The 24,615-nt window shown below is 71.6% G+C and carries 20 protein-coding genes and 1 pseudogene; 10 read left to right on the forward strand and 11 right to left on the reverse strand.

Annotated features, from left to right (window positions below):
- Positions 1-175: 175 nt before the first annotated feature.
- The 6 genes and pseudogenes from ACQEUR_RS11285 (at position 176) to gatB (ending at position 7,189) form a co-directional block, all read left to right on the forward strand.
- Entirely contained in the window at positions 176-2,521 is a 2,346-nt protein-coding gene (locus tag ACQEUR_RS11285) for a putative bifunctional diguanylate cyclase/phosphodiesterase (RefSeq protein WP_433029200.1), read from the forward strand.
- Positions 2,522-2,643: 122 nt separating this feature from the next.
- A pseudogene (gatC, locus tag ACQEUR_RS11290) lies at positions 2,644-2,937 on the forward strand (Asp-tRNA(Asn)/Glu-tRNA(Gln) amidotransferase subunit GatC); the annotation flags it as partial.
- Positions 2,938-3,029: 92 nt separating this feature from the next.
- Positions 3,030-4,505, forward strand: coding sequence for an Asp-tRNA(Asn)/Glu-tRNA(Gln) amidotransferase subunit GatA (gatA, locus tag ACQEUR_RS11295; RefSeq protein WP_433029202.1), 1,476 nt, complete (start codon positions 3,030-3,032; stop codon positions 4,503-4,505).
- 132 nt (positions 4,506-4,637) lie between these two features.
- Entirely contained in the window at positions 4,638-4,823 is a 186-nt protein-coding gene (locus ACQEUR_RS11300; RefSeq protein ID WP_433029204.1) for a hypothetical protein, read from the forward strand.
- Positions 4,824-4,989: 166 nt separating this feature from the next.
- Positions 4,990-5,214 carry a DUF2188 domain-containing protein gene (locus tag ACQEUR_RS11305; protein ID WP_433029206.1) on the forward strand — a complete coding sequence of 75 codons (225 nt, stop codon included), beginning with the start codon at positions 4,990-4,992 and terminating at the stop codon, positions 5,212-5,214.
- A gap of 469 nt (positions 5,215-5,683) precedes the next feature.
- Entirely contained in the window at positions 5,684-7,189 is a 1,506-nt protein-coding gene (gatB, locus tag ACQEUR_RS11310) for an Asp-tRNA(Asn)/Glu-tRNA(Gln) amidotransferase subunit GatB (RefSeq protein WP_433029208.1), read from the forward strand.
- Positions 7,190-7,249: 60 nt separating this feature from the next.
- On the opposite strand, the gene ACQEUR_RS11315 is transcribed toward gatB, so the two are convergent.
- Together ACQEUR_RS11315 and ACQEUR_RS11320 are read right to left on the reverse strand one after the other, a co-directional pair.
- Complete coding sequence (locus ACQEUR_RS11315; RefSeq protein WP_433029210.1) at positions 7,250-8,854, reverse strand: metallophosphoesterase; 1,605 nt, start codon at positions 8,852-8,854, stop codon at positions 7,250-7,252.
- Between the two features lie 63 nt (positions 8,855-8,917).
- Complete coding sequence (locus tag ACQEUR_RS11320) at positions 8,918-10,096, reverse strand: PQQ-dependent sugar dehydrogenase (RefSeq protein ID WP_433029212.1); 1,179 nt, start codon at positions 10,094-10,096, stop codon at positions 8,918-8,920.
- Between the two features lie 247 nt (positions 10,097-10,343).
- Here ACQEUR_RS11320 and ACQEUR_RS11325 point away from each other — a divergent pair, with 247 nt between their 5' ends.
- Positions 10,344-11,270: a 2-hydroxyacid dehydrogenase gene (locus tag ACQEUR_RS11325; RefSeq protein WP_433029214.1), complete on the forward strand. Its 927-nt coding sequence runs from the start codon at positions 10,344-10,346 to the stop codon at positions 11,268-11,270.
- Between the two features lie 15 nt (positions 11,271-11,285).
- Here the strand turns inward: ACQEUR_RS11325 and ACQEUR_RS11330 are convergent, their stop codons facing one another.
- Complete coding sequence (locus tag ACQEUR_RS11330) at positions 11,286-11,615, reverse strand: PH domain-containing protein (RefSeq protein ID WP_433029521.1); 330 nt, start codon at positions 11,613-11,615, stop codon at positions 11,286-11,288.
- 330 nt (positions 11,616-11,945) lie between these two features.
- Here ACQEUR_RS11330 and ACQEUR_RS11335 point away from each other — a divergent pair, with 330 nt between their 5' ends.
- Positions 11,946-14,588, forward strand: coding sequence for a putative bifunctional diguanylate cyclase/phosphodiesterase (locus tag ACQEUR_RS11335; RefSeq protein WP_433029216.1), 2,643 nt, complete (start codon positions 11,946-11,948; stop codon positions 14,586-14,588).
- A 77-nt stretch (positions 14,589-14,665) separates the two neighbouring features.
- Here ACQEUR_RS11335 and glyA read toward each other — a convergent pair whose 3' ends face one another.
- Positions 14,666-15,934 (reverse strand): serine hydroxymethyltransferase, encoded by a 1,269-nt coding sequence (gene glyA, locus ACQEUR_RS11340; RefSeq protein ID WP_433029218.1) that lies wholly within the window; start codon positions 15,932-15,934, stop codon positions 14,666-14,668.
- A gap of 110 nt (positions 15,935-16,044) precedes the next feature.
- Entirely contained in the window at positions 16,045-17,064 is a 1,020-nt protein-coding gene (locus ACQEUR_RS11345) for a LacI family DNA-binding transcriptional regulator (protein WP_433029220.1), read from the reverse strand.
- Positions 17,065-17,552: 488 nt separating this feature from the next.
- On the opposite strand from ACQEUR_RS11345, the gene ACQEUR_RS11350 reads away from it, so the two are divergent.
- A complete protein-coding gene (locus tag ACQEUR_RS11350; RefSeq protein ID WP_433029523.1) occupies positions 17,553-19,976 on the forward strand; it encodes a glycoside hydrolase family 2 protein in 2,424 nt (807 codons plus the stop codon).
- Positions 19,977-20,308: 332 nt separating this feature from the next.
- Here the strand turns inward: ACQEUR_RS11350 and ACQEUR_RS11355 are convergent, their stop codons facing one another.
- The 4 genes from ACQEUR_RS11355 to ACQEUR_RS11370 are packed head-to-tail and all read right to left on the reverse strand — an operon-like array spanning position 20,309 to position 21,958.
- Positions 20,309-20,764, reverse strand: a complete 456-nt coding sequence (locus ACQEUR_RS11355) for a hypothetical protein (RefSeq protein WP_433029221.1) — start codon at positions 20,762-20,764, stop codon at positions 20,309-20,311.
- Positions 20,736-21,416: a hypothetical protein gene (locus tag ACQEUR_RS11360; RefSeq protein ID WP_433029223.1), complete on the reverse strand. Its 681-nt coding sequence runs from the start codon at positions 21,414-21,416 to the stop codon at positions 20,736-20,738. Before ACQEUR_RS11360 ends, ACQEUR_RS11355 begins: the two co-directional genes overlap by 29 nt.
- Positions 21,416-21,673 (reverse strand): hypothetical protein, encoded by a 258-nt coding sequence (locus ACQEUR_RS11365; protein WP_433029225.1) that lies wholly within the window; start codon positions 21,671-21,673, stop codon positions 21,416-21,418. The genes ACQEUR_RS11360 and ACQEUR_RS11365 overlap by 1 nt, the downstream gene beginning before the upstream one ends.
- 21 nt (positions 21,674-21,694) lie before the next feature.
- Positions 21,695-21,958 (reverse strand): hypothetical protein, encoded by a 264-nt coding sequence (locus ACQEUR_RS11370; RefSeq protein WP_433029227.1) that lies wholly within the window; start codon positions 21,956-21,958, stop codon positions 21,695-21,697.
- A gap of 444 nt (positions 21,959-22,402) precedes the next feature.
- Here ACQEUR_RS11370 and ACQEUR_RS11375 point away from each other — a divergent pair, with 444 nt between their 5' ends.
- Complete coding sequence (locus tag ACQEUR_RS11375; RefSeq protein WP_433029229.1) at positions 22,403-23,173, forward strand: hypothetical protein; 771 nt, start codon at positions 22,403-22,405, stop codon at positions 23,171-23,173.
- A gap of 51 nt (positions 23,174-23,224) precedes the next feature.
- Here ACQEUR_RS11375 and ACQEUR_RS11380 read toward each other — a convergent pair whose 3' ends face one another.
- Together ACQEUR_RS11380 and ACQEUR_RS11385 are read right to left on the reverse strand one after the other, a co-directional pair.
- Positions 23,225-23,425 (reverse strand): DUF397 domain-containing protein, encoded by a 201-nt coding sequence (locus ACQEUR_RS11380; protein WP_433029231.1) that lies wholly within the window; start codon positions 23,423-23,425, stop codon positions 23,225-23,227.
- On the reverse strand, positions 23,422-24,330 hold the full coding sequence (locus ACQEUR_RS11385; protein WP_433029233.1) for a helix-turn-helix domain-containing protein: 909 nt from the start codon (positions 24,328-24,330) through the stop codon (positions 23,422-23,424). Before ACQEUR_RS11385 ends, ACQEUR_RS11380 begins: the two co-directional genes overlap by 4 nt.
- Between the last annotated feature and the right edge of the window lie 285 nt (positions 24,331-24,615).

Here is a 24,615-nt window from a genome sequence, read left to right on the forward strand (position 1 = left end):
GATCAATTGGCTCTCTGTGAGTGAAACCGCTTGCGTGCAATGCGGCGTATTTCAAGTTAGTCACGACTAGGCCCGATTCGCGTCTGTCGCCCCCCACATTGGAGGGGTCAGGGCGTTTGATGGGAGTCGACACGCGCGGCAGGTGCCGCGCCGACACCGAGGGGCGGGAGGTGCCATGGAGGCCGCAGCGCTGCGGAACTCCGTCCCTCCCGGCCGGGCCGCACCGTTCTTCGGTTTCGTCTGGACGGTCGTCGTCCTCGCCGCCGCTGCCTGTGCCGCGTCCCTCGTCGACCTGCCCACGCAGGTTCCCCGGCTGCCGGTGGCGTTCTGGCTGATGGCGGCCCTTGCGGTCACCTTCGACGCCCGCCCGTTCAGCCCGAGCGGCCGGCGGCAGAGCTCGACGGTCTTCCCGTCGATCTGCTTCACCTTCGCCATCGGCCTGGAGTGGGGCCTCGGGCCGGCGGTGGCGGTGCAGGCCGCGGCGGTGGTCGTCTCCGGCCTGCGGATGCGGTACGCGCCGTGGCGCAGCGGCTTCAACATCGCGCAGTACGCCTGCGCGCTCGCCGCCTCGGACGCGGTCACCCGGCTCACCCCGGGCGGCGGGCTCGGCCCCGGCGCGCATCCGCGGCTGGTCGACGTCGCGGTCGTGGTCGGCGCGGCGACGGCCTGGCTGGCGGTGAGCCACGGACTGGTCACCACCGCGGTCCGGCTGCGCTTCGGTGGCCGGTGGTGGCGGCGGCTCCGGCAGAACCTCGGCTTCGAGCTGCTCGCCACCGGCTCGCTGCTGCTGCTCGGCCCGGTGCTGGTGGCCGCCGCCCGGAGCAGCGCCGCGCTGATCCCGATGGTGGTGCTGCCGCTCTACGCGGTCTTCCGGATGGCCCGGTTCTCGGCCGAGCGCGAGCAGTTGGCCCGGCTCGACCCGCTCACCGGGCTGGCCAACCGCAAGGCGCTGCTCACCGAGGTGACCGAGCAGGTGGCGGTGCACGCCGAGCTGACCGCCAAACAGGCCCCGGGGCCGCAGTTGGCCCTGCTGCTGCTCGACCTCGACCGGTTCAAGCACGTCAACGACGCCCTCGGCCACGAGGTGGGCGACCGGCTCCTGGTCGAGGTCAGCCGCCGGCTGCGCGGGGTGGTACGCCCGCCGGACGTGATCGCCCGGCTCGGCGGCGACGAGTTCGCCATCGTGGCGACCCGGCTGGACGGCGTCGACGACGCCCGCCGGCTCGCCGACGTGGTGGTCGCGGCGCTGGCCGAGCCGGTGGCGCTGGACGGGTTGCCGCTGGACGTCGGCGGCTCCATCGGCGTGGCGCTCTACCCCGAGCACGGTGCCGACTTCGCCACCCTGATGCGCCACGCCGACGTGGCGATGTACGAGGCGAAACACCGCGGCGACCCGGTCACCGTCTACGCCGCCGGCTCGGACCACAACTCGGCGGAGCGGCTGAGTCTCCTCGCCGACCTGCGTCGGGTGCTGGAGGCACCCGGCTCGGCAGCGACCCCCGGTTCGGCGTCGACCCCCGGTTCGGCGTCGACCCCCGGAGCGGCGTCGACGGCCGGTTCGGCGCCGACGCCCGGCGCCGGCCCGGCGACCGCCGGTGCGGACCCGACGGCCGCCGGAGCCAACCCGGCCGCCGCCACGGACGTCGGCGAGATCACCCTCTACTACCAGCCGCAGATCGCCATCGCCACCGGCGAGGTCGTCGGGGTGGAGGCGCTGCTGCGCTGGCGGCACCCCCGGCGCGGGATGGTCGACCCGGAGGAGCTGATCCGGGTCGCCGAGCAGAGCGCGGTGATGCGGCTGCTGACCCGGCGGGTGATCGACGACGTGGTGGAACAGCTCGCGAAGTGGGCCGCCGCCGGCCTCGACCTGCGGGCCGCGGTCAACGTCAGCGTCCGTGACCTGCACACCGGGGAGATCGCCGACCAGATCGCCGAGCGGCTGGCCCGGTACGGCGTACCTCCCTCGCGGTTGCAGTTGGAGATGACCGAGGGCGCCCTGATGGCCGACCCGCGTCGGGTGCTGGCCACCATCTCCCGGCTGGACCGGATCGGGGTGGCGATCGCGCTCGACGACTTCGGCACCGGCTACTCCTCGATGCAGCACCTGCGCCGGCTGCCGCTGGCCGAGGTCAAGGTCGACCGCTCCTTCGTACTCGGGATGGCGGCCGACGCCGACGACGGCGCGATCGTCCGGTCGGTGATCGAGCTCGCCGGTGCCCTGGGCCTGCGGGTGGTCGCCGAGGGGGTCGAGGACGAGCGGACCTGGCGGTTGCTGCACGCGGCGGGCTGCGACGTCGCGCAGGGCTGGTTCTTCGCCCGGCCGATGCCGGCGGAGGACCTGGTCGGCTGGCTGGCCCGCTACCGGCCGGTCACGCCCGGCGGCGCGGCGGCCCGGCTCGAACGCCGGGTCGGGCCCGTCGGGGCGCCGGCCCCCGCCGGCCGTCCGGCCCCGGCCGCCGGGGGTACGACGGAACCGGTGCCGGCGCCGCCGGTCGACGGCTTCCTTCCCGGCGTGGAGTGAACCGCCCGCCCGGGTTGGGGGAGCCGGGGGCGGGGGCGGTCGGGGTCACAAATAGACTCGCTCGGGTCACGGCGTGCGTGTCAGGCTGCGCCGTGCAGACGTCCGGCACGAAGGGGGCACCGATGTCCGCCATCTCCCGCGAGGAGGTCGCGCACCTGGCGCGGCTGTCGCGGCTCGCCGTCACCGAGCAGGAGCTGGAGACCTTCGCCGGCCAGCTCGACGTGATCCTGCAGGCGGTCGCCCGGATCGGGGAGGTGGCCGCGGCCGACATTCCGCCCACCTCGCACTCGGTGCCGCTGACCAACGTGCTCCGCGACGACGTGGTGGTGCCCTGCCTGACCCCGGAAGAGGTGCTCTCCGGCGCGCCGGACAGCGAGGACAACCGGTTCCGGGTGCCGCGCATCCTGGACGAGGACGAGCCGCCGAGCCCGCGCGGCGAGGGTACGGCGGAGGACCCGTCGGTCGCGGGCACCGCCTCGGTGGGCCCGGAAGGGAAGGCGTGAGCACCATGGCTGACGTGACCAGGATGACCGCGACCGAGATCGCGGCCCTCATCGCCGGCGGCGAGGCGTCCGCGGTGGAGGTGACCCAGGCCCACCTGGACCGGATCGCGGCGGTGGACGACCGGGTGCACGCCTTCCTGCACGTGGACACCGAGGGGGCACTCGACGCCGCCCGCGCGGTCGACACCCGGCGGGCCGCCGGGGAGGAACTGGGACCGCTGGCCGGGGTGCCGGTGGCGGTCAAGGACGTGCTCGCCACCAGGGGCGTTCCCACCACCGTGGGTTCGAAGATCCTTCAGGGCTGGCGCCCGCCGTACGACTCGACGATCGTGCGGCGGCTGCGCGACGCCGGCACGGTGATGCTCGGCAAGACCAACATGGACGAGTTCGCCATGGGCTCCTCCACCGAATACTCCGCGTACGGGCCGACGGGCAACCCGTGGGACCTGGGCCGGATCCCGGGTGGCTCGGGTGGGGGCAGCGCTGCCGCGCTGGCCGCGTACGAGGCACCGCTGGCGATCGGCTCGGACACCGGGGGCTCGATCCGGCAACCGGGCGCGGTGACCGGCACCGTCGGGGCGAAGCCGACCTACGGCGGCACCTCCCGGTACGGCCTGGTCGCGTTCTCCTCGTCGCTGGACACGCCCGGCCCCTGCGCCCGTACGGTGCTGGACGCCGCGCTGCTGCACGCGGCGATCGGCGGGCACGACCCCCGCGACTCCACCTCCATCCCGCAGCCGGTGCCGGACGTGGTCGCCGCTGCCCGGGCGGGTGCCTCCGGTGACCTGACCGGCGTCAAGCTTGGCCTGGTCACCGAGTTCGCCGGTGAGGGTGCCGAGCCGGGGGTGATGGCCGCGTTCCGCGACGCCGTCGACGCGCTGACCAAGCTCGGCGCCGAGGTGGTCGAGGTCTCCTGCCCGCACTTCGAGTACGCCCTGCCGGCCTACTACCTGATCGCGCCGAGCGAGTGCTCGTCCAACCTGGCCCGCTTCGACGGGGTGCGCTTCGGGCTGCGGGTCGGCGACGACGGCAGCCGCTCGCTGGAGGAGGTCATGTCGCTGACCCGGGACGCCGGTTTCGGTCCCGAGGTCAAGCGCCGGATCATGCTCGGCACGTACGCGCTCTCGTCCGGCTACTACGACGCCTACTACGGGCAGGCGCAGAAGGTCCGTACGTTGATCACCCGGGACTTCACCGCCGCGTTCGAGCGGGTGGACGTGCTGATCTCGCCGACCACCCCGTTCGTCGCGTTCCCGTTCGGGTCGCGCACCTCGGACCCGTACCAGATGTACCTGGCCGACCTCTACACGATCCCGACCAACCTGTACGGGGGGCCGGGGATCTCGGTGCCGTGCGGGCTCTCGGACGGGCTGCCGGTGGGGTTGCAGATCATGGCTCCGACGATGGCGGACGACCGGATGTACCGGGTCGGCGCGGCGCTGGAGTCCGCGGTCGGCACGCTCACCCCGCCCGCCCTCTGAGGCCGGTCCGACGTCGCCGGCAGCAGCTCCGCGCTGCCGGCGAAACGGGCGATTCCGCGATACCTACATAACGGGCGAAAACGCGTAGTAGACAGGAGTTCTACCTCGTTGTCGTAACGCTTGGAGCGCCCTGTGTCGCATCATCTCGACTCTCCGCTCGCCCGGGAGGACAGCCGGCTCGACCTGACCGACCAGTTCGTCTTCCGGGGCGAGGGCGGCACCGTGCTCATCATGAACGTCAACAGTTCGGCGGCGGGCGAGGACGGCAAGACCGCCGGAGCGCGCAGCAACCAGTTCCCGTACGTCGTCCCGTCCTGACCTGCGGTGCGTCCTGTCCGCCACCTCGCGCCCGCCCTGGCGCCGCCCGGCCCGGCCGCGCTCCGGCGCCGCCGGACATCGATGCCGGTTTCATCCGCCGTAGGGTCGGGTACCGATATGGACAGTTCCGAACCGTAGTTCGAGTCACAATCGAGGAGGTCTCATCGTGACGGCGCGCAGCCAGTACCACGTGGTTCCCGCAGGTGACAGGTGGAAGGTTGAGCAGGGGTCGACGGTGGCCGGCACCTACGACACCAAGGGTGCGGCGATCGAGCAGGGCCGCAAGGTGGCGAAGGACAACCAGCCCAGCCAGCTCGTGGTGCACACCGCCGACGGCAAGGTCGAGAACGAGTACACCTACCAGGACGACCCCTTCCCGCCCAAGGGCTGAGCACCACCACCCCGGCCCGCGACGACGCTTCCGGCATCGTCCGGGCCGCAGGGCTCTTCCGGTCGCCGAGCATCCGGGGGCTCCTCTTCGGTAGCCAGCCGGTGCGGCGCATCCGATGCCGAGCCGGCGACCTCCACCGCGGCGCCCCGGTACGTCCGTGCTCCGGGTCCATTCCCGTGTGGCCGCGTCCCTGCGACGCGTACCCGGACGGCCGGGCGGCCCGGTGCGGACGGCACCGGGCCGCGGTCCGTCCGGCCCGGGAGACGGGCGGGAATCACCCCGGCGCCTCGGCGGCCCGGGACGCCGGGCCGGCACGACGGGCGCCGATCCGCCCGGTCACCGCGCCGGGGCGAAACCCGGGCGAGGCGGGGTCGGGCGAGCGATTAGGCTGGGACGCGTTCTGTCCGGATGCCCCGGGGGCCGGCCACCGCTGGAGAAGCTGGGCGTCTCTCGGAAACTGGGAGTCTTGATGAGCACCACAGTCCTGCCGTCGTACGACGAGGTCGTCGAGCGCTACGCCCCGGTGATCGGCCTGGAGACCCACGTCGAGCTGGGCACGAACACCAAGATGTTCTGCGGCTGCCCGACCGACTTCGGCGGCGAGCCGAACACCCGGGTCTGCCCGGTCTGTCTCGGCCTGCCCGGTTCGCTGCCGGTGGCCAACCGGGCCGCCATCGAGGCGACGATCCGGATCGGACTGGCCCTGAACTGCTCGATCGCGAGCTGGTGCCGGTTCGCCCGGAAGAACTACTTCTACCCGGACATGCCGAAGAACTTCCAGATCAGCCAGTACGACGAGCCGCTCTGCGTGGACGGCTGGCTCGACGTCGAGGTCGACGGCGAGACGGTCCGGATCGGGATCGAGCGGGTGCACCTGGAAGAGGACACCGGCAAGACCCTGCACGTGGGTGGCGCCACCGGCCGGATCCACGGCGCGACCGAGTCGCTGGTCGACTACAACCGGGCCGGCATCCCGCTCGTCGAGATCGTCACCAAGCCCATCCCCGGTACCGGTGCCCAGGCGCCGCTGGTGGCCCGGGCGTACGTGACCGAGCTGCGGGACGTGATCCGCTCGCTCGGCGTCTCCGACGTACGGATGGAGGAGGGTTCACTGCGCTGCGACGTGAACACCTCGCTCTCGCCGGCCGGTTCGGCCGAGTGGGGCACCCGGACCGAGACCAAGAACGTCAACTCGCTGCGCTCCGTCGAGCGGGCGGTGCGTTCGGAGATGCTGCGCCAGGCCAGCGTGCTCGACGCCGGTGGCCGGATCGTGCAGGAGACCCGGCACTTCCACGAGGACAGCGGGGACACCACCTCGGGGCGGTCCAAGGAGACCGCGACCGACTACCGGTACTTCCCGGAGCCCGACCTGGTGCCCCTGGCACCGGACCCGGCCTGGGTCGCGGAGCTCAAGGCCGGCCTTCCGGAACTGCCCCGGCTGCACCGCCGCCGCTTGCAGCGGGACTGGGGACTGAACGACCACGACATGCAGTCGGTGCTCAACGCCGGTGCGGTGGAGCTGATCGAGCAGACCGTGCTCGCCGGCGCGACCCCGGCCGCCGCCCGGAAGTGGTGGCTGGGCGAGCTGTCCCGCCGGGCCAACGAGACCGGCGTCGAGCTGTCGACGGTGGGTGTGACCCCGGCTCAGGTCGCCGAGCTGCAGCGGCTGGTCGACGAGGGGAAGCTCAACGACAAGCTGGCCCGTACGGTGCTGGAGGGGGTCGTGGCGGGCGAGGGCTCGCCGACCCAGATCATGACCGCCCGGGGCATGGAGGTGGTCTCCGACACCGGCGCGCTGACCGCCGCCGTGGACGAGGCCATCGCGGCCAACCCCGACATCGCAGCCAAGGTCCGGGACGGCAAGGTGGCGGCGGCCGGCGCGCTGGTCGGTGCGGTCATGAAGAGCACCCGTGGCCAGGCCGACGCGAAGACCCTCCGGTCGCTGATCCTCGCGCGCCTCGGGGTAGAGGGCTGATCGGTTAGGAAGGGGCCCTTCCTATACAGAAAGCGATAAGAAGGGGCCCTTCCTTACACCTCAGCCGGTGGGGGTGGGGGTTGGGGTGGTCGGTGGGCCGGACGTTGCCGGGGTCGGCGGCGCGGCCGGGTTGACCACGTGCCGTTCCAGGTTCACCTGCGCCTCGCCGGTGCCGCCGACCTGGATGTCGTCGTACGCCTGCAGGGCGCGCTGCTGGTCGAAGTAGAGCACCGACATCGCCAGCGGCAGCGGCTTCTCCCCCTCCAGGCCGCGCAGTCCCGCCCCGCCGGTGGAGCCCTGTACGTGGAGCTGGGTCGGCGGCGTCGTCGCGCCGGGTACGGGCGGCAGTTCCCGGACCTCGCGGTTGTGCGTGTGGCCGGCGAGCACCAGCGGGACCAGGTTGGCGAGCGCTCCGGCCGAGGCGGGGTCGTGCACCAGGGCGATGTCGACGGGTCGGCCCGCCGTCCGGATCGTGGCGGCCAACTGCTGACCGGCGCCGGTCACCTGGCTGACCGTCTGCGGCAGGGCGCCGGAGCCGTTCGGGGAGGTCTCCTTGTCCGGGGTGAAGCGGGGGTCCCCGATGCCCGCGATGGTCAGGCCGGCGACGGTGGTGACCGAGTTGTTCAACACGATCGCGTTGGGTTGCCGGGCCACGGCGGCGGCGGTCGCGGCCGAGTCGTGGTTGCCCCGGATGAAGACGTACGGCACCTTGAGCAGGTTGATCGAGCCGACGAAGGACGCCTCGGGCTCGCTGCCCCAGTCGGTCATGTCCCCGGTGTCGATCACCACGTCGATCTTGAACTGCTCGACCACCGTCCGGACCACCTGCCAGGCGGTCGGGTTCAGGTGCATGTCCGAGACGTGCAGCACCCGTACGCTGCCCTGCGCCTGCTCGAAGATCGGCAGCGTGGAGACGGTGGTGTAGAGCTGGCTGACGTTGCCGACCATCCGCTGGAGCTGATCGGCGTACCGGCCGTAGTCGCTGGCGATCCGGCGGGCGTCGCCGACGATCGCCGGGGCGTTGACGAGCAGTCCCTCGTACCGCGGTTCCTCGATCGACTGCGGTCGGATGCTGAGTGCCGCGATGCCGAGGCTGCCGCCGGTGATCAGCAGGGCCAGCCCGCCGGACCAGGCGACCCGCCGGGTGTTCCGGAAGACCAGTGCCGCCAGGATCAACGTGGTCAGTACCGAGACCGCGATGGTGCGGATGCCGACCCGGATCACGCCGTTGGTCACGTCGGTGACGGCGGAGCGGCTGGCCCGGGTGAGGTTCGCCGGGTCGTCGATCAGCGCCTCGGTGCGCCGCTGGTCGAGCGAGCCGAGCCGGACCGACAGGTGTGCCGGGCCGGAGTGGCTGTCCAGTTGCAGGGCGCCCAGCGGCGGGATCGTCACGGTGGTCCCGCCCTCGGTCGACGGGGTGATCGCCATCTCCGCCCGGAATGGGCCGATGTCGGTCTCCATCCGGCCGCCGAGCAGGACCCCGATCAGGATTCCGGCGACGCTCACCGCCAGCACGGCCAGGCTGAGCACGGCCCGCCGGGTCACGGTGGAGGCGCGGAGCCGGCGGGCCAGCCGTACCGCCGGACGCAGTGGCCGGGGCACGCGCCGAACCGCCGGGGACCGCGGGTCCCCGGCGGCGTCCGTGTCGTTCCTCCGCCTGTCCATGCTCAATTTTGACCTGCCCGAACGAACATCATCAAAAACCTGCCGCAGGTCACAGCCGCGCGGTCAGCTCTTGCCGGCCGCACCGCCGGAGAAGACCAGCCGAAGGATTCGGTCGTCCTCCGGCGCCGGGTCGCCCCGGCCGTCGCGGTTGGAGGTGGAGACCCAGAGCGAGCCGTCCGGGGCGGTGACCACGGTCCGGAGCCGGCCGTACTCGCCGGTCAGCAGCGGCCGGGGGGCGCCGAGTACGCCACCGGCGGCGGTCGGTTCGACGAGCCAGAGCCGCTCGCCGCGCAGGCACGCGGCGACGACGACCCGTTCCACGACCGCCGCGCCGGAGCAGGAGGACTCGGCGGTCGGCCAGACCACGAGAGGCTCGGTGAACCGGTCGTCCGGGCTGTTCCCCTCGCTCTCGCCCTCGACCTCGGGCCACCCGTAGTTCCGGCCCGGTGCGATCAGGTTGATCTCGTCCCAGCGGTTCTGGCCGAACTCCGTGGCGTACAGCCGCTTGTTGGCGTCCCAGGCGATGCCCTGCACGTTGCGGTGGCCCAGCGACCAGACCAGGGAGTCCGGGAAGGGGTTGCCCGGCGCCGGTTTGCCGGCGGCGGTCATCCGCAGGATCTTGCCGCCCAGGCTCTTCCCGTCCTGCGCCAGGCCGCGTTCCGAGGCGTCCCCGGTCGTCGCGTAGAGGTGGCCGTCCGGGCCGAAGGCGAGCCGGCCGCCGTTGTGGATGCCGGAGAGCGGGATGCCGGTGACGATCGGCGTCGGTGCGGCGCCCAGGGTGAGCGTGGCGATCCGGTTGTCCTCGGCGGTGGAGTAGTAGACGAAGACCTTCTTGTCCCGGTCGTAGTTCGGCGAAACCGCGATGCCCATCAGGCCGCCCTCGCCGGCCGCGTCGACCTCCTCGACGGTCTGCACCGTGCTGACCCTGAGACCCTGGGCGTCGGACTCCGGGCCGACCTTCAGGATCTTGGCGGTGTCCCGCTCGGTGACCAGCGCGCCGCCGTCCGGCAGGAACGCGATGCCCCACGGCACCTGGAGCCGTCTGGCCAGGACGGTCGCCGCCACCTGCTGTTCGCCGTCCCGACCCGGGGAGGCCGACGGGGTGGGCAGGTTGGGCGGTTCGCCGGCCGGATCCGGCTCCGGGGCGCCGAAGGAGCAGCCGGCGGTGCCGAGCACGGCCGCCGCGCAGAGCGCCAGGGCCGCCCGGCGCCGGCTGTTTCGGGGGTACGGGCGAGAGCTCACCCGGCCCAGCGTAGCCGGATCCCGGCGCGCACCGGCGGTTCGTCGGGTCATCGCGCCGCTCCGGCGACCGCCTGCGCCCGGCTCCGGTCCGCCTCCCGCCTCACCGGTCGCCCGTTCCGCCGCACCGCGCGTTCTTCCCGGTCATGCTGGCCTCCCCTGGAGCGGTCGCGCCTCATCCGTCCGCTCTGTGAGCCGCGACGGTCCCGGGCGGTTCCCCGGCGGGTGGGTGCGGCTATCGTCGGCGTCCGTGAAGGCATGGATTCCGCACCCGGAGGGACGTGCGCTGCTCGGCGACATCCCCGACGGAGTGACCGTGGAGATCGCCCCCGCCCCGGACCGGCTGCCGTCCGACCCCGCCGGGGTCCGGTTCTGGGTACCGCCGTTCCTCGCCCAGGCCGAGGCGGTGCCGATGGCGGCGAAACTGCCCGACCTGCGGGTGGTGCAGCTCCTGTCGGCGGGTGCGGACACCTGGGTGGGGCGGCTGCCGGCGGGGGTGACGCTCTGCGACGCGCGCGGTGTGCACGACTCGCCGACCGCCGAGTGGGTGGTGGCGGCGATCCTGGCGCACCTGCGGGCGTTCCCGACGTTCGCCCGCGCGCAGCCCCGGCACGAGTGGGCGTACGCCCGGACGACCCCCACGGACGAGCTCGCCGGCAAGCGGGTGCTGATCGTCGGCGCCGGCTCGATCGGTGCCGCGCTGGCGGCCCGGCTGACCCCGTTCGAGGTGACCCTGACCCTCGTCGCCCGGACGGCCCGTCCGGAGGAGGGCGTCCACGGCGTCGCGGAGCTGCCGGAGCTGCTGCCGGAGTCCGACGTGGTGGTGCTGCTGATTCCGCTCACCGACCAGACCCGGGGACTGGTCGACGCCCGGTTCCTCGCGGCCATGCCGGACGGTGCCCTGCTGGTGAACGCGGCCCGGGGGCCGGTGGCCGACACCGGGGCGCTGGTCGCCGAGCTCTCCACCGGCCGGATCGCGGCGGCCCTGGACGTCACCGACCCGGAGCCGTTGCCCGCCGGCCATCCCCTCTGGGACCTGCCCAACGTGCTGCTGACGCCCCATGTCGGCGGCTCGGTACGCGGGCTGCTGCCCCGGGCGTACCGACTCGCCGGGGAGCAGCTGCGCCGGGTCGTCGCCGGAGAGCCGCTGGTGAACGAGGTGGCGAACGGCTACTGACGGCCGTCGACCGGGTCAGTCCGCGCGGCGCCGTGGGTCGGTGAGTGGGTGTCCGCTCGCGGCGACCAGGTCCGGCAGGTCCACGGAGCGGACCGCGGGCAGCGCCGCCAGCCGGCCGTCCCGGAGCCGCACGACGGCCTGCCCGCGCGCGTCGGTGGCCAGCTCGGCCACCTCGGCCCAGGGGATCCGCCGCTGCCCGAAGAGGGCGCGTACCCGCAGCCCGGCCGCGTCGGCGTCGGTGCCGGCCCGCCACGCCCAGACCCCGACCGCGAGCGGGACGAGCAACAGCGGGGTCAGGAACCAGCGGGAGCTGGCCAGGGGGAGGGCGCCCAGGAAGGCGATCATCGCCGCCACCCAGATCGCCTGGCTGTGCCGGAACCGGAGCGTACCCTTGGCGCGGATCCCGTCCCCGCCCGCTCCGCCGTCGGTCTTCCGGTCATCGCTCACCCGCAGATTTTCGCACTCCCGGCCGTCGGCCCGGTCCGCGCCCCGGGCAACGCCGGCGGCGACCGCCGGGCAGCGGAACGGGCCTGAGACAGAAGAACGACAAAAGATCCGTACTCGAACGTAACCCATGCCCCCCACGGATCGTTGGGGGTTGATAGGAATGGTCCAGCCTGTCATTCGGGCCAAACTGGTACCACGCCCGTGCCCCCTCTGCGAAGGCAATCCGCCATGCTCGTGGCGCAACCCGCAAGTGGTCGAGCCCGCCGGCTCGCCGCCTCGGTCCCGGAGATCGGTGTCCCGCTGCTGGCCGTGGGCATCCTGCTGCTCGGCTCCGTCGGACCGCTGCCCCCGTACCTCGTCATCGCCGTCGCTGTCGGGATCGTGGCCGCGACGGCCGCCTCCCGGCTGGTCCGGCTCGCGATCCGGCTGCATGTCGCGCACCGTGGCTTCGGGCCGTGCCGGGGTGCCGGCTTCCTCGGCTTCGGCCTGATCGCGACCGGTCTGACCGCGGTGGCCCTGGCCCTGGTTCCGGTCGACGCCCGGCGCTGGGTGGCTCTCGGCGGTCTCGTGCTGGCCCTCGGCCTGTACGTGTCCGGCATGCTGCTGCTGCCCGGTGCCGCCAGCAGCGTGCCGGTGCGGCTGCGGCGCGGGTTCGACGGCCTGAGCCTGGCCATCAGCCTGGCGTTCTCGGCGCTGGTGATCCCGCCCGCCGGTGGCCTGCCACCGCTCGCGCTGGTCGCCGCCCTGCTCGCCGCGACCGGCCTGCCGGTCATCACGATCGCCACGCTGCGCGCGTACGGGCACCGCCGCTCCGCCGCGCTCTGCGGGTTGGGCGCCGGATCCGCCGTCTTCGGTCTGTCGCTGCTCGCCGTCCTGATCGACTACGGGGCGCCGTCGGCCGCCCTGCCGATCGTGGCGATCCCGCTGGTCGCCGGGCCGGCCCTCGTCGCCGCCGGTGCCCGTCGGGCCAATCCGGTGGCGCAGGCGGCGTCGGGCGAGCCGGAGACCAACCTCTCCGCCTACCCGTTGCTCACCATTCCGGCGATCGTCGCCACGCTCTCGGCGTTCTACCACCTGATCCACGTCGGCGAGTTCGACCGGGGGACCATCCTGCTCGGACTGACGATCATGCCGACCCTGGCGATCCGCGAGGTGTTGGCGATGCTCGACATCCGGCGCTTCGCGCGGCGGCTGGCGGAGCAGGAGGCGCACTTCCGCTCGCTGGTCTCGGGCGCCAACGACCTGACCCTGGTGGTCGGCGAGGACCTGCTGGTCCGGTGGCAGTCGCCGGCCGCCGCACGGCTCTTCGGCCTCTCCGACGCCGAGGTGGTCGGCCGGCCGTTCCCGGACCTGATGCATCCCGACGACGCCGCCGACGTCACTGCCGTGCTCGCCACGGTGATCACCGGAAACCAGGTCCCGTCCGGGCGCCCGCCGCTGGTCACGGCGCGGCTGCGGGACGGGCACGGCGCGTGGCGGGACACCGAGTCCACGGTGAGCGACCAGCGCAGCGTGCCCGAGGTGGACGCGCTGGTGGTGCACGTCCGGGACGTCAGCGAGCGACAGCGGCTGGAGCGCACCCTGCACGAGCTGGCCTTCACCGACCAGCTCACCGGGCTGGCCAACCGGCGCGAGCTGATGCGGATGATCGTCACGCAGCGCGCCGTACCGGGGCACACCGGAGCGCTGCTGGTGGTCGACCTGCACGGGATGGCCGGGGTCAACGAGGTGCACGGGCGGCAGGTAGGCGACACGGTGCTGGCCGAGGTCGGCCGGCGGCTGAGCACCGGCGCCGGCAGCGACGACGTGGTGGCCCGGCTGGGCGGTGACGAGTTCGCGGTGGTGACGGTGGACCGGCCGGTGCTCGCGTACGCGATGGGCACCCGGTTGCTGACCGCGCTCAGCGAGCCGTACCAGCTGCCCGGCGTGGTGGTGCGGCTCAACGCCAGCATCGGGCTCGCCGACCTCTCCGGCGGGGACGGCGTGGACGATGTCCTGCGCCGCGCGGACCTCGCCCGGTTGCGGGCCCGGCAGCTCGGCCGCGACCGCGTCGAGTGGTACGACGACCAGTTGGAGGAGCAGTTCACCCGCCGGCTGGACCTGGAGCGGGAGCTGCCCGGGGCGGTGCAGCGCGGCGAGCTGGACCTGGTCTACCAGCCGGTGCTCGACCTGCACGACCAGCAGCCGGTGGGCACCGAGGCGCTGGTGCGGTGGCGCAGCCCGGCGCTGGGCACGGTGCTGCCGGCCGAACTGCTGCCGGTGGCCGAGGATCTCAAGCTCCTCGACCAACTGGGCCGCTGGGTGCTGGGTGAGGCGTGCCGGCAGATCGCGGCCTGGTCGGGGCGGTCCCGGCCGCTCTGGATGTCGATCAACATCTCACCGCGGGAGCTGGCCGCCGTCGAGATCGTCGACCGGGTGGCGGAGGCGCTGGCCGAGCACAAGGTGGCGCCGGACCGGCTGGTGCTGGAGATCGCCGAACCGCGCAGCGGGGCCGACGTCTCCACGGTGGTCACCCAGCTCGCCGGGCTGCGGGCGCTGGGCGTACGGATCGCGCTGGACGACTTCGGCACCGGTCAGGCGTCCCTGGCCCAGCTGCGCCGGCTGCCGGTGGACTTCCTCAAGGTCGACCGGAGTCTGGTCACCGAGCGGCACAGCCGGGACGGGGACAGCAAGCCCTTCATCGACGTGGTGGTCGGCCTGGGCCGGCGGTTCGGCCTGGAGATCATCGCCGAGGGGCTGGAGTCGGTCGGACAGGTCGAGCAGGCGCGGGCGGCGGGTTGCCGGTTCGGTCAGGGTTACGCGGTGTCCCGCCCGGCCCCGGCCGAGCGGGTCGAGGCCTACCTGGAGGAGTTCCCCAGCCCGTCCCGCTGACCGGCCCGTCCCGCTGACCGGCCCGGCCGGATGGGGCAGGATCCGTCCCGGCCGGCGTGCGTCGGCCCCGGCCGGGGTCAGGCGGCCGCGAAGCCCGGCATCGGGTACGCCGCGAGCAGTTCCCGGACCTCGCCCGCGATCCGTTCCAGCGTCGCCTCGTCGTCCTTGACCGCCGCGCCGACCGCCTCGTCGATCCAGGCCGCCACCTGCGGCATCTGCTCCTCGGTCAGTCCCCGGGTGGTCAGCGCGGCGGTGCCGAGCCGGATCCCGGACGGGTCGAACGGCTTGCGGGTGTCGTACGGCACGGTGTTGTAGTTCAGCTCGACGCCGGCCCGGTCCAGCGCCTGCGCCGCCGGCTTGCCGCCGATGCCCTTGCCGGTCAGGTCGGCCAGGATCAGGTGGTTGTCGGTGCCGCCGGAGGAGAGGGTGAAGTCCCGCTCGACCAGGGCGGCGGCGAGCGCCTTGGCGTTGGCGACCACCTGGTGGGCGTACCGCCGGAACTGCTCGGTGCCCGCCTCCCGCAGCGCCACCGCGATGCCGGCGGTGGTGTGGTTGTGCGGGCCGCCCTGCAGGCCGGGGAAGACGGCCTTGTCGACGGCGGCGGCGTGCTCGGCGGTCGTCATGATCATGGCGCCGCGCGGGCCGCGCAGGGTCTTGTGCGTGGTGGTGGTGATCACGTCGGCGTGGCCGACCGGGGAGGGGTGCGCGGCACCGGCGACCAGGCCGGCGATGTGCGCGATGTCCGCCACCAGCACCGCGCCGACCTCGCGGGCGATCTCGGCGAAGCCGGGGAAGTCGATCGTCCGGGGCACGGCGGTGCCACCGCAGAAGATCAGCTTCGGCCGTTCCCGGCGGGCCAGGTCGCGGACCTCGTCGAGGTCGATCCGGCCGGTCTCCCGGGAGACGTGGTAGCGGACCGGGTTGAACCACCTGCCGGTGGCCGAGACGGACCAGCCGTGGGTGAGGTGCCCGCCCATCGGCAGCGCCATCCCCATCACCGTGTCGCCGGGCGAGAGGAACGCCAGGTAGACGGCGAGGTTGGCGGGCGAACCCGAGTAGGGCTGGACGTTGGCGTGCTCGACCCCGAACAGGTCCCGGGCCCGGGTCACCGCGAGCGTCTCGATCGGGTCGATGTACTGCTGACCCTCGTAGTACCGGCGGCCCGGGTAGCCCTCCGAGTACTTGTTGGTCAGCACCGTGCCGCTGGCCTCCAGCACCGCCGTGGAGACGTAGTTCTCCGAGGCGATCATCCGCAGCTTGTCGTGCTGGCGCTGCGCCTCGGCCTCGATCAGCCCACCCAGTTCCGGGTCGGCGGCGGTCAGGCTGGGGATCGGTGGTACGTGCACGGCTGCTGGTCCTCCTGGCTGGGCTGGTCACGCCTGCGAGGGCGATGCTATCCGGTGCGGCACCGGCGGCCGGACGGCGCACCGGTGCCGCACCGGCGCCCGCCGCCCGGTCAGGGCTGCCGGGGCGGTGCGGTGCTGCCGCGCGGGATGAGGTGCGCCGTCTCGTCCTGGTAGCCGCCGACGGGTTCGCCGGCGATGGCGGTGAGCAGCCGGCGGGCGGCGTGCGAGCCGTACGCCGGGATGTCCCGGCTGAGCGCGGTCAGCGCCGGATGCACGAGTTGGCACAGCGGCGAGTCGTCCCAGGCGACGATGGAGACCTCACCCGGCACGCTCAGCCCCATCTCCTGGGCCACCGCCAGCCCGGCGATCGCCATCACGTCGTTGTCGTAGACCACGGCGGTGGGCCGGTCGGCGGCGCTGAGCAGCCGGCGGGTGGCCCGGGCCCCCTCCTCGCCGCTGTAGTCGGCGGTGACGGTCAGCGCGCGCTCCAGGCCGAGTCGCCGGCAGACGGTGGCGAACGCCTCGGTGCGGGTCTCGGTGTGCAGCAGGCCGGGCAGCCCGCCGACCCGGGCGATCCGCCGGTGGCCCAGCGCGACCAGGTATTCGACCGCCTCGGTGAGGGCCGCCGCGTCGTCGGACCAGACATGGGCCAGCCGACCGGCGTGGCCGGGTCCGCCGATCACCACGGCGGGCAGGTGGAGCTCCTCCAGCACCGGGACCCGACGGTCGTCGACCCGCAGGTCGCAGACGAAGACCCCGTCCACCCGCCGCTCGCCCCACCAGCGCCGGTAGACCGCGATCTCGGCGTCCGGGCTCGCCACGACCTGGAGGGTCAGCGCGTACGAGCGGGCGGAGAGTTCGGCCTCGACGCCGCTGATCAGCTCCATGTAGAACGGTTCGAGCCCGAGGATCCGGGCGGGTCGGCAGAGGGCCAGTCCGACCGCGTTGGCGCTGGCGCCGGAGAGTGCCCGGGCCGCGCTGTTGGGGTTGAACCCGATTTCCCGGGCGATCGCCAGGATGCGTTGCCGGGTCGCCTCGGAGACGCCGGGCTGCCCGTTCAGGGCGTACGAGACGGCGCCCTTGGAGACGCCGGCCCGGCGGGCCACGTCCGCGATCGTCGGCCGTTTCACCGGCGCTCCTCGTCTGGTCGACCCCGGTCGGGGACCGGCCCGGGCACCTGCGGCGCGTCGGCGTGATGTCCTCCGGGGACGGACCGCCCGCGCGGGACACGGAAAGCGAACTTTTCCGGTTAAGCATAGCGACCGGGCTATCTGCCCGGGACCCCTGACCACGCCGGAGCCACCCCGGTCGCCGCGCGCCATCCGGTTCTGGGAGCGCTTCCATCTTGGTCCACCGGTGCGCTTCGGCGATCGATGTTGTCCATTCCGGGGCGAATTCGCGCCCATTGACACGACCCGGGGCCGCCCGTACGGTGATTTTACTTATCCGGTTCAGTCGACATCTTTCGATGTCTCGGGGCCGCTTTCCGCCGCCGGGCGCCTGGTGGTGGCGCGGTCGGTGATGGAAGGCGCGGTGAGGTCATGGTACGTCGCGACCCGAGCGAGCTGAGGTGCCCGTGACGTCCTGGCACAGCCTGCACGAGGGTTGGATCCTGACCATGGCCTCCGGGCCGGAGGTTCCCGAGCACGTCGCCGCCGCGCGGGTCCCGGCCACCGTGCCCGGCTGCGTGCACACCGACCTCCTCGCCGCCGGTCTGATCCCGGATCCCTACCTGGACGACAACGAGCGCAAGCTGGGCTGGATCGGACGCACCGACTGGTGTTACGAGACCACCTTCGAGTGGCCGGCGGACGCCGACGCCGAGCGCGTGGACCTGGTCTGCGCGGGCCTGGACACCGTCGCGACCGTCACCCTCAACGACGTCGACCTCGGTCGCACCGCCAACATGCACCGCGGCTACCGCTTCGACGTCCGGGACGCGCTGCGGGTCGGGCCCAACGTGCTGCGGGTCAGGTTCGACTCGGCCTTCCGCTACGCGCAGGAGCTGCGGGACCGGCTCGGCGACCGCCCCATGGCCTACCAGGACCCGTTCAACTTCATCCGCAAGATGGCCTGCAACTTCGGCTGGGACTGGGGCCCGTCGCTGGTCACCGCCGGCATCTGGCAGGAGATCGGGCTGCGCACCTGGCGGACGGCCCGGCTCGCCGAGGTCCGACCGCTGGTCACCGTCGCCGACGCCGAGGGCCGGGTCGAGGTGCGGGTCGAGGTCGACCGGGCCGACGAGTCGGCCGGGGACGCCTCGCTCACGGTCCGGGCGGAGGTCGCCGGATCGGTGGCCGAGGTCGTCACCGGCCAGCGCGGCGCCGAACTGGTCGTCACCGTCGCCGACCCCGAGCTGTGGTGGCCCCGGGGGTACGGCGGACAGCCGCGCTACCCGCTGACGGTGAGCCTGCACGCCGGTGGTCAGGAGCTGGACTCCTGGCAACGCCGGATCGGCTTCCGTTCGGTACGCCTGGACACCGCGGCCGACGAGCACGGCTCCGCGTTCACCGTGGTCGTCAACGACGTACCGGTCTTCGCCAAGGGCGTCAACTGGATCCCCGACGACTGCTTCCCGCACCGGGTGACGCGGCAGCGCTACGCCGAACGGCTCGACCAGGCCTGCGCGGCGAACGTCAACTTCGTGCGGATCTGGGGCGGCGGCCGGTACGAGTCGGAGGAGTTCTACGACCTCGCCGACGAGCGGGGCCTGCTGGTCGCCCAGGACTTCCTCTTCGCCTGCGCGGCGTACCCGGAGGAGGAGCCGATCCTCGGCGAGGTGCGCGCCGAAGCGGCCGAGCAGGTCGTACGGCTGGCCAGCCACCCGAGCCTGGTGCTCTGGATGGGCAACAACGAGAACATCTGGGGCTGGCACGACTGGGACTGGCAGGAGCCGCTGGCCGGACGCACCTGGGGCGCCGGCTACTACTTCGAACTGCTGCCCGGCATCCTGGCCGACCTCGACCCGACCCGGCCGTACTGGCCGGGGAGTCCGTGGTCCGGCCGGCAGGACATCCACCCCAACGACCCGTCGCACGGCAGCACGCACATCTGGGACGTGTGGAACCAGATCGACTACACCCACTACCGGGACTACCTGCCCCGGTTCGTGGCCGAGTTCGGCTACCAGGGCCCGGCCTCGTACGCCACCATCCGCCGGGCGCTGCCGGACGAGGTGCTGGCGGCGGACTCGGCCGCGATGGCGCACCGGCAGAAGGCGGGCGACGGCGACCTGAAGCTGGCCCGGGGCCTGGACGCGCACCTGCCGGCGCCGCGCGACTTCGACGACTGGCACTACCTGACGCAGGTCAACCAGGCCCGGGCCACCACGCTCGGGGTGGAGCACTTCCGCTCACACCGGCCGGTCTGCATGGGCAGCGTCATCTGGCAGCTCAACGACTGCTGGCCGGTCACCTCCTGGGCGGCCGTCGACGGCGACGGCCGGCGCAAGCCACTGTGGTACGCGCTGCGCCGCTCGTACGCCGACCGGCTGCTGACCGTGCAGCCGCGCGGCGACGGCCTGGTCCTGGTCGCCGACAACGACGGTGCCGACCCGTGGACCGGCCCGGTCGAGGTGACCCGGCTGACCCTGACCGGGGAGCCGAGGGCGAAGACCTCGGTGGAGCTGTCCGTGCCGGCCCGCTCGGCGGCGACCTTTCCGCTGCCGGCGGATCTCGCCCGCTCCGACGAGCCCCGCCGGGAGCTGCTGCTCGCCGATTCCGGTGGCGGCCCGGGGGAGCGCGCGTTCTGGTTCTTCGCCGAGGACCGCGACCTGGCCTACCCACCGGCCGGGTACGACGCCACGGTCGAGCCGGCGCCCGGCGGCGTACAGGTCCGGGTGACCGCCCGGACCGTGCTCCGGGACCTGGTGCTCGCGCCGGACCGGCTCGACCCGGCCGCGGAGGTGGACCAGGCGATGGTCACCCTGCTGCCCGGCGAGTCAACCACCTTCACCGTCCGCTCGGCGGTGTCGCTGGACCCGGCGGCGTTGACCAGTCGTCCGGTGCTGCGCTGCGTCAACGACCTGGTGGAGCGCGACTGAGAAGGCTCGACCCGACCACCGGATCTCCTATCCATGGCGGGGCGGCTTCATCTCGTACGCCCAGTTCGGGATCAAGCAGCTCGGTGCGGTCTACGAGGGGCTGATGTCGTACACCAGCGGAGTAGCTCGCTGATCGGCGGCGGCTCTACCGACCGGAACAGCTCGCCGACAGGTCGTGGTCGAACACCGCACCCGAGGACCGGCCGTGCTTACATCATCAGAGCAAGCGGCTAGAGAATTTTCTCAGCGAGCTGGCCGGTAATGCAGGCAAAGTGGCGTTTGTTGGTCACCCAGCCACATTGGCTTGTTGAGCAGATTCTTTCGGCTGTCGGTCAGGACGTGGCGCTGTTCTGCCATCGTGCGGCGAGATCTTCTGCCTGTGCCAAGAAGTCGTCAAGTTGCTGCTCGGACAGACCTTCGTCTGCGATGAGCTTGAACAGGAGTTGTCCCTCGATCTCGGTGATCGTGCCGATGTCGAGTCGGTCGATGGTCGCCGCGACACCCGGAACATCCAGGTCAAGTGTGGCGCAGATCAGTGCCTCAGCGTCCTCTGCCGGGAGGTCGCGGCCTTCGGACAGGAAGGTGCGAGCGTCTGCGACGAACTGGATGATCTCGTCTATGTCCCTCCGCTGCCCGAATCGCCGCTGAACTGCGATGTTGAAGGCGAAGCCGATTATTGCAGTCGGGGTTCCCTTGCCCCGGCTCTCGAACTCCGCCAGGAGTGCATCGTATGCGCCCCAATCCTGCTGGAGCATTGACTTAAGAAACCTCGTGTTGTCGTCCACCATCGTCGCCCTTCTGTTCTTTACGCTGCGCGCTCTTCGTTCTGGCTTTACTGCGAATCCTGGCGGCTACCTCGGCGCCCTTGATCCCCAAGAGCGCGACAGTGAACGCGGCGAGGAGGGCGTCTCCGGCCGACGCGTCCGGGGCCCTGGCGGCCGTGATCGCAGGCTGGGGTGACTTGGCGACCGCAACCCCGCCGGAGCCTGTCGCGTCCTTGATGGCGGTGGCGATCTTCTTGGCGTGCTGTAACCCGTCATCCGCGTTACGGACAGCTGCCGTACGCCCGAGCAGCTTCGAGGACAGGGGACCCTGTCCGGCTGCGGCGGCGAGAACCTGTTCGCCAGGGGTGTCGGCCTCTGGGGCTGAGGAGCGAGGTGGGACAGTGCCGGGCGCGATGACGTTGATGTAGGTGGTGAAGTGCTCGGCAGCTTCGGCGAGCAGGCGGGCGGTTTTCCCTGCCTTCTCCCCGGCGGTACGGGAGTCGACTACTGCCGTACGCATCGACCTGTCTGCCGTACCCCGGGACGCTTCGTTGTAGGCGGCAAAGGACTGTTGGGCCTGCTCCTGAGCATGTTTGGCGGTCACTGCGGTCTGGTCGATTAGGCCCAGCACCGTGCGGAACTGAGCCACAACGTCGCCCACGGAGGTGTTGGCCATCAGATCCTCGAAGCGTATTCGCTGGCGGCGGCGGCACCAGAGCGAAGCAGTTCAACGACCCGCGACGCTTCTTTCACCGCCTCCTTCAGCTTCTTCATGCCTGCTTCGACCTCGTCGTGCGTGCTGTCATGGGCCGTTGCGGCAGCTGATGTCTGAGCCTGCTCGGCTCGGTCCCGGACCCCCTGCATCAGGACGCTCCCGTCCTTGGCTGCCTGGCTGCCTCGGCTGATGGTCGCCTTCACCTGGGTGATGTCCACCGGACGTGTCCTCGAAGCCGCTCAGCCGAGGATGCCGGCGTACTCGCGGGCGGCGGTGGCGCTGCCCTGGATGAGGGTGGCCGCCTCGTGGAGACGCTGCCTGCTCTGCTCAGCGCGTTGGATGGCCTCAAGGACCTTGCCGTGGTTGGTGCCGGCGGCGACACCGCGGAGACGGGTGAGAACCTGCTCGGTCTGCTCGGCGGCTGACCGGATCTGGTTGAGTGTTGCGTTGCCCTGCTCGGCGGCCTGTACGAGTGCGGCCTTGACTTCCTCGATGCTGGCCATGCGATCCTCCCGATAGCCGGCTGCCTACAACCTTGGACGTGAGCCAGCGCGGACGGAAGCCGCTGGGTGTCACTCCTGCGTGGCCGACCGAACACTATCCGAGATGGTCGAAGGACGTAGCCCCGACATCGGGTCGCATCCGGCCTGGACTGCGAAGACGCCGAGGCGCCGTAGCTCGGCAAACAGCGGCTTCTGGCCTCGATATCCCAAGAGATAGAAGCATGTCGACATCGCTCCTGAGATCACGTAACGTGTTCACTTGCATACCGAAAGGTATGTGCGGATCACTCGGTTCACTCGCGATCGTCAGGAACGAATCCGTGAGGTGGTCGCCGCATGCACGACAGGAAGCACAGCGTTCCTTGTGAGAGGGCGCTCAAGGACGGTTGCCGCTGTACCGGTTGCGGAGGATCCCAGCACGGCTGGGGCGGCTCACTGGATCTAGTGAACGGCAACCCCGACGACCGCCTGCGGCGCCGCGAGGTGTACGAGGAGGAGTTGCGGGCGAAGCCGGGCTCACGGTGGCCGAACAACAAGATCCGATCCATCGTCGCCCATCTGGCGCGACTGGACGCGGTGGACTGGCTGGCCAGTTCGGCACAGGATGGCACACCGGATCGGGCGGGGCCGGGACCTGGGCAACAGTCCAACGGAGAGCGCGAGGTCGAGGACCGGGTCCGACCGGCCGACCAGGTATCTCTCATCGCCGAGGCAATGACCACCGGAACCTGGCCAAGGATCACTGGGGAGCTCGACCGGGTTACGCCACATCCGACAGTCGTACGGGGAGAGTTGGCCAAACACGGCTGGTGTGACCTGCTGGTCGGGATGATTTGGACGATTGAACTGGTCAATGGACCGCTCAACAAGCTCGCCGAGATGCCTGCCACTCTGATCAAGGACGCCATCCTGACGTCATCCATGCAGGGTGGACGTCCACACGTCTCCGAACCCGTCGTGGACCTCGTGGTGGGCGAGGTGTGGCGGGCCTTCAAGGCAACCACGTTCGGCGGGATACCGCTGCTTGACCTCCTCACGAACGAAGAGGCACTGCGCGCGCTAAGGATCCTGGCCGTCTTCATCTGTCCCGAGCCCAGCAAGCACCCTGAGGTACGCAGGTATGCTCTGAAGCCGCTCGGCGAAGACGTACATCACGTTCTCAACGAGCAGACGGAAGCGCGGCTGGCCGAGCTGTTCGTTGAGTGGCTGCCGTAGAACGCGACGGACGCACCTACCCCGGGGGTTGGGCGCCCGGTCGGAGCTGGGTCAGCTCGGGTCGGTCTGGAGGGTCGCGACGAAGCCGGACCAGGCCGGGCCGGTGAAGGCGAGGATCGGCCCGCCGAGGTCCTTTGAGTCGCGTACGGCCACAGCCCCGCCCGCGTACCGCACCTCGACGCAGGCGGCGTTGTTGGAGCTGCGGGACGACTTGAACCAGTCCCGCTCAGGGGTGTGCTCGATGAGGGTCACGTCATCTCCTTGGCGATCCGCCGGATCAGCGCCAGCGACTCGTCCGAGCCTAACGCGCGTTCCAGGGTCTCTTCGAAGGTGATGACATAGTCGGCTACCCGGCCCGACTGATCGATGATGTCGCTGGAGGTCAGGATCTCCTGCCAGACAAGCTCAGGCAGCCGAGGCGAGGGGAAGGAGAGGATCTGGAACGGTCCACCCAGCGCGGGATAGGCGCCTGCGGTGAACGGCACGACCCTGATCTGTATCTGCTCCGGCCGCTTGGTGACCAGCGTGGCGAGGTGTTGGAGTTGGTCCCGCATCACGGCCGGTCCGCCAACCTGCTGCCGAAGCGCACCCTCGCCGAGCACGGTGGTGAACTTGATCGGGTTGTCGCCGATCAGTCGCGCCTGCCGAGCCATCCGGACCGCGATTCGCCGGTTGACCTCGGTGAGCCGAACGTAGGTGTTGCCGCCCCGCATGACCGCTCGGGCGTACGCCTCGGTCTGCAACAACCCGTGTAGCAACTCGCTGTCGTAGCTGCGGATGTGGTCGGCGCCGGCTTCGTAGCCGAGGAATCGGAGAAACTCGGCGGGGAAGAGCTGGGAGTACTGGTGCCACCAGGCACGCTTGGTCGACGATTCCCGTAGCTGCTCAAGCTCTGCCGCGTCGTCGGGCTCGATCTCATAGACCTGCACGAACTGGGCCAGGCGGTCAGCGGGCAGCTTGACCTTGCCCGCTTCCACGCCCGACACGTACGCCTGGGCGATGCCGGTGGCGCGACCAGCCGCGACGGCGGTCATGCCCAACTCCTCGCGTCGTTCGCGCAACCGGAGGCCAAGCTCCCACGCCTGCACGGTCGGCGACTCCACCGGCCTCGGCTTCGACCGACGCGACCTTGACACTCCAGACGACCCGGCGCTCATCACGACTCCTCCTGTCGACAACGATGATGGCAGATAGTACGCAGAAAATATCTTGGGGTCATCCTCTTGATATCAACGCGATCATCCTCAATCCTAGTCACTACAGGTTAGTGACGACGTCGTCACACAAGTCGCCCAGGAGGTACCGGGTCGACTTTGGAGTCACTTCACCTGTCCGGGAGCGGTCGGGACGGTCAGCCTGTACGGGTTGTCCGTCCCGGCCCCTGAGTCACGCCCTGCTGCCGTACGTGCTGCTCGTGGCTGCGGCGGTAGGGCGGGGTGGCC

The sequence above is a fragment of the Plantactinospora sp. CA-290183 genome (assembly GCF_050936375.1).
Classification (GTDB): Bacteria; Actinomycetota; Actinomycetes; order Mycobacteriales; family Micromonosporaceae; genus Plantactinospora.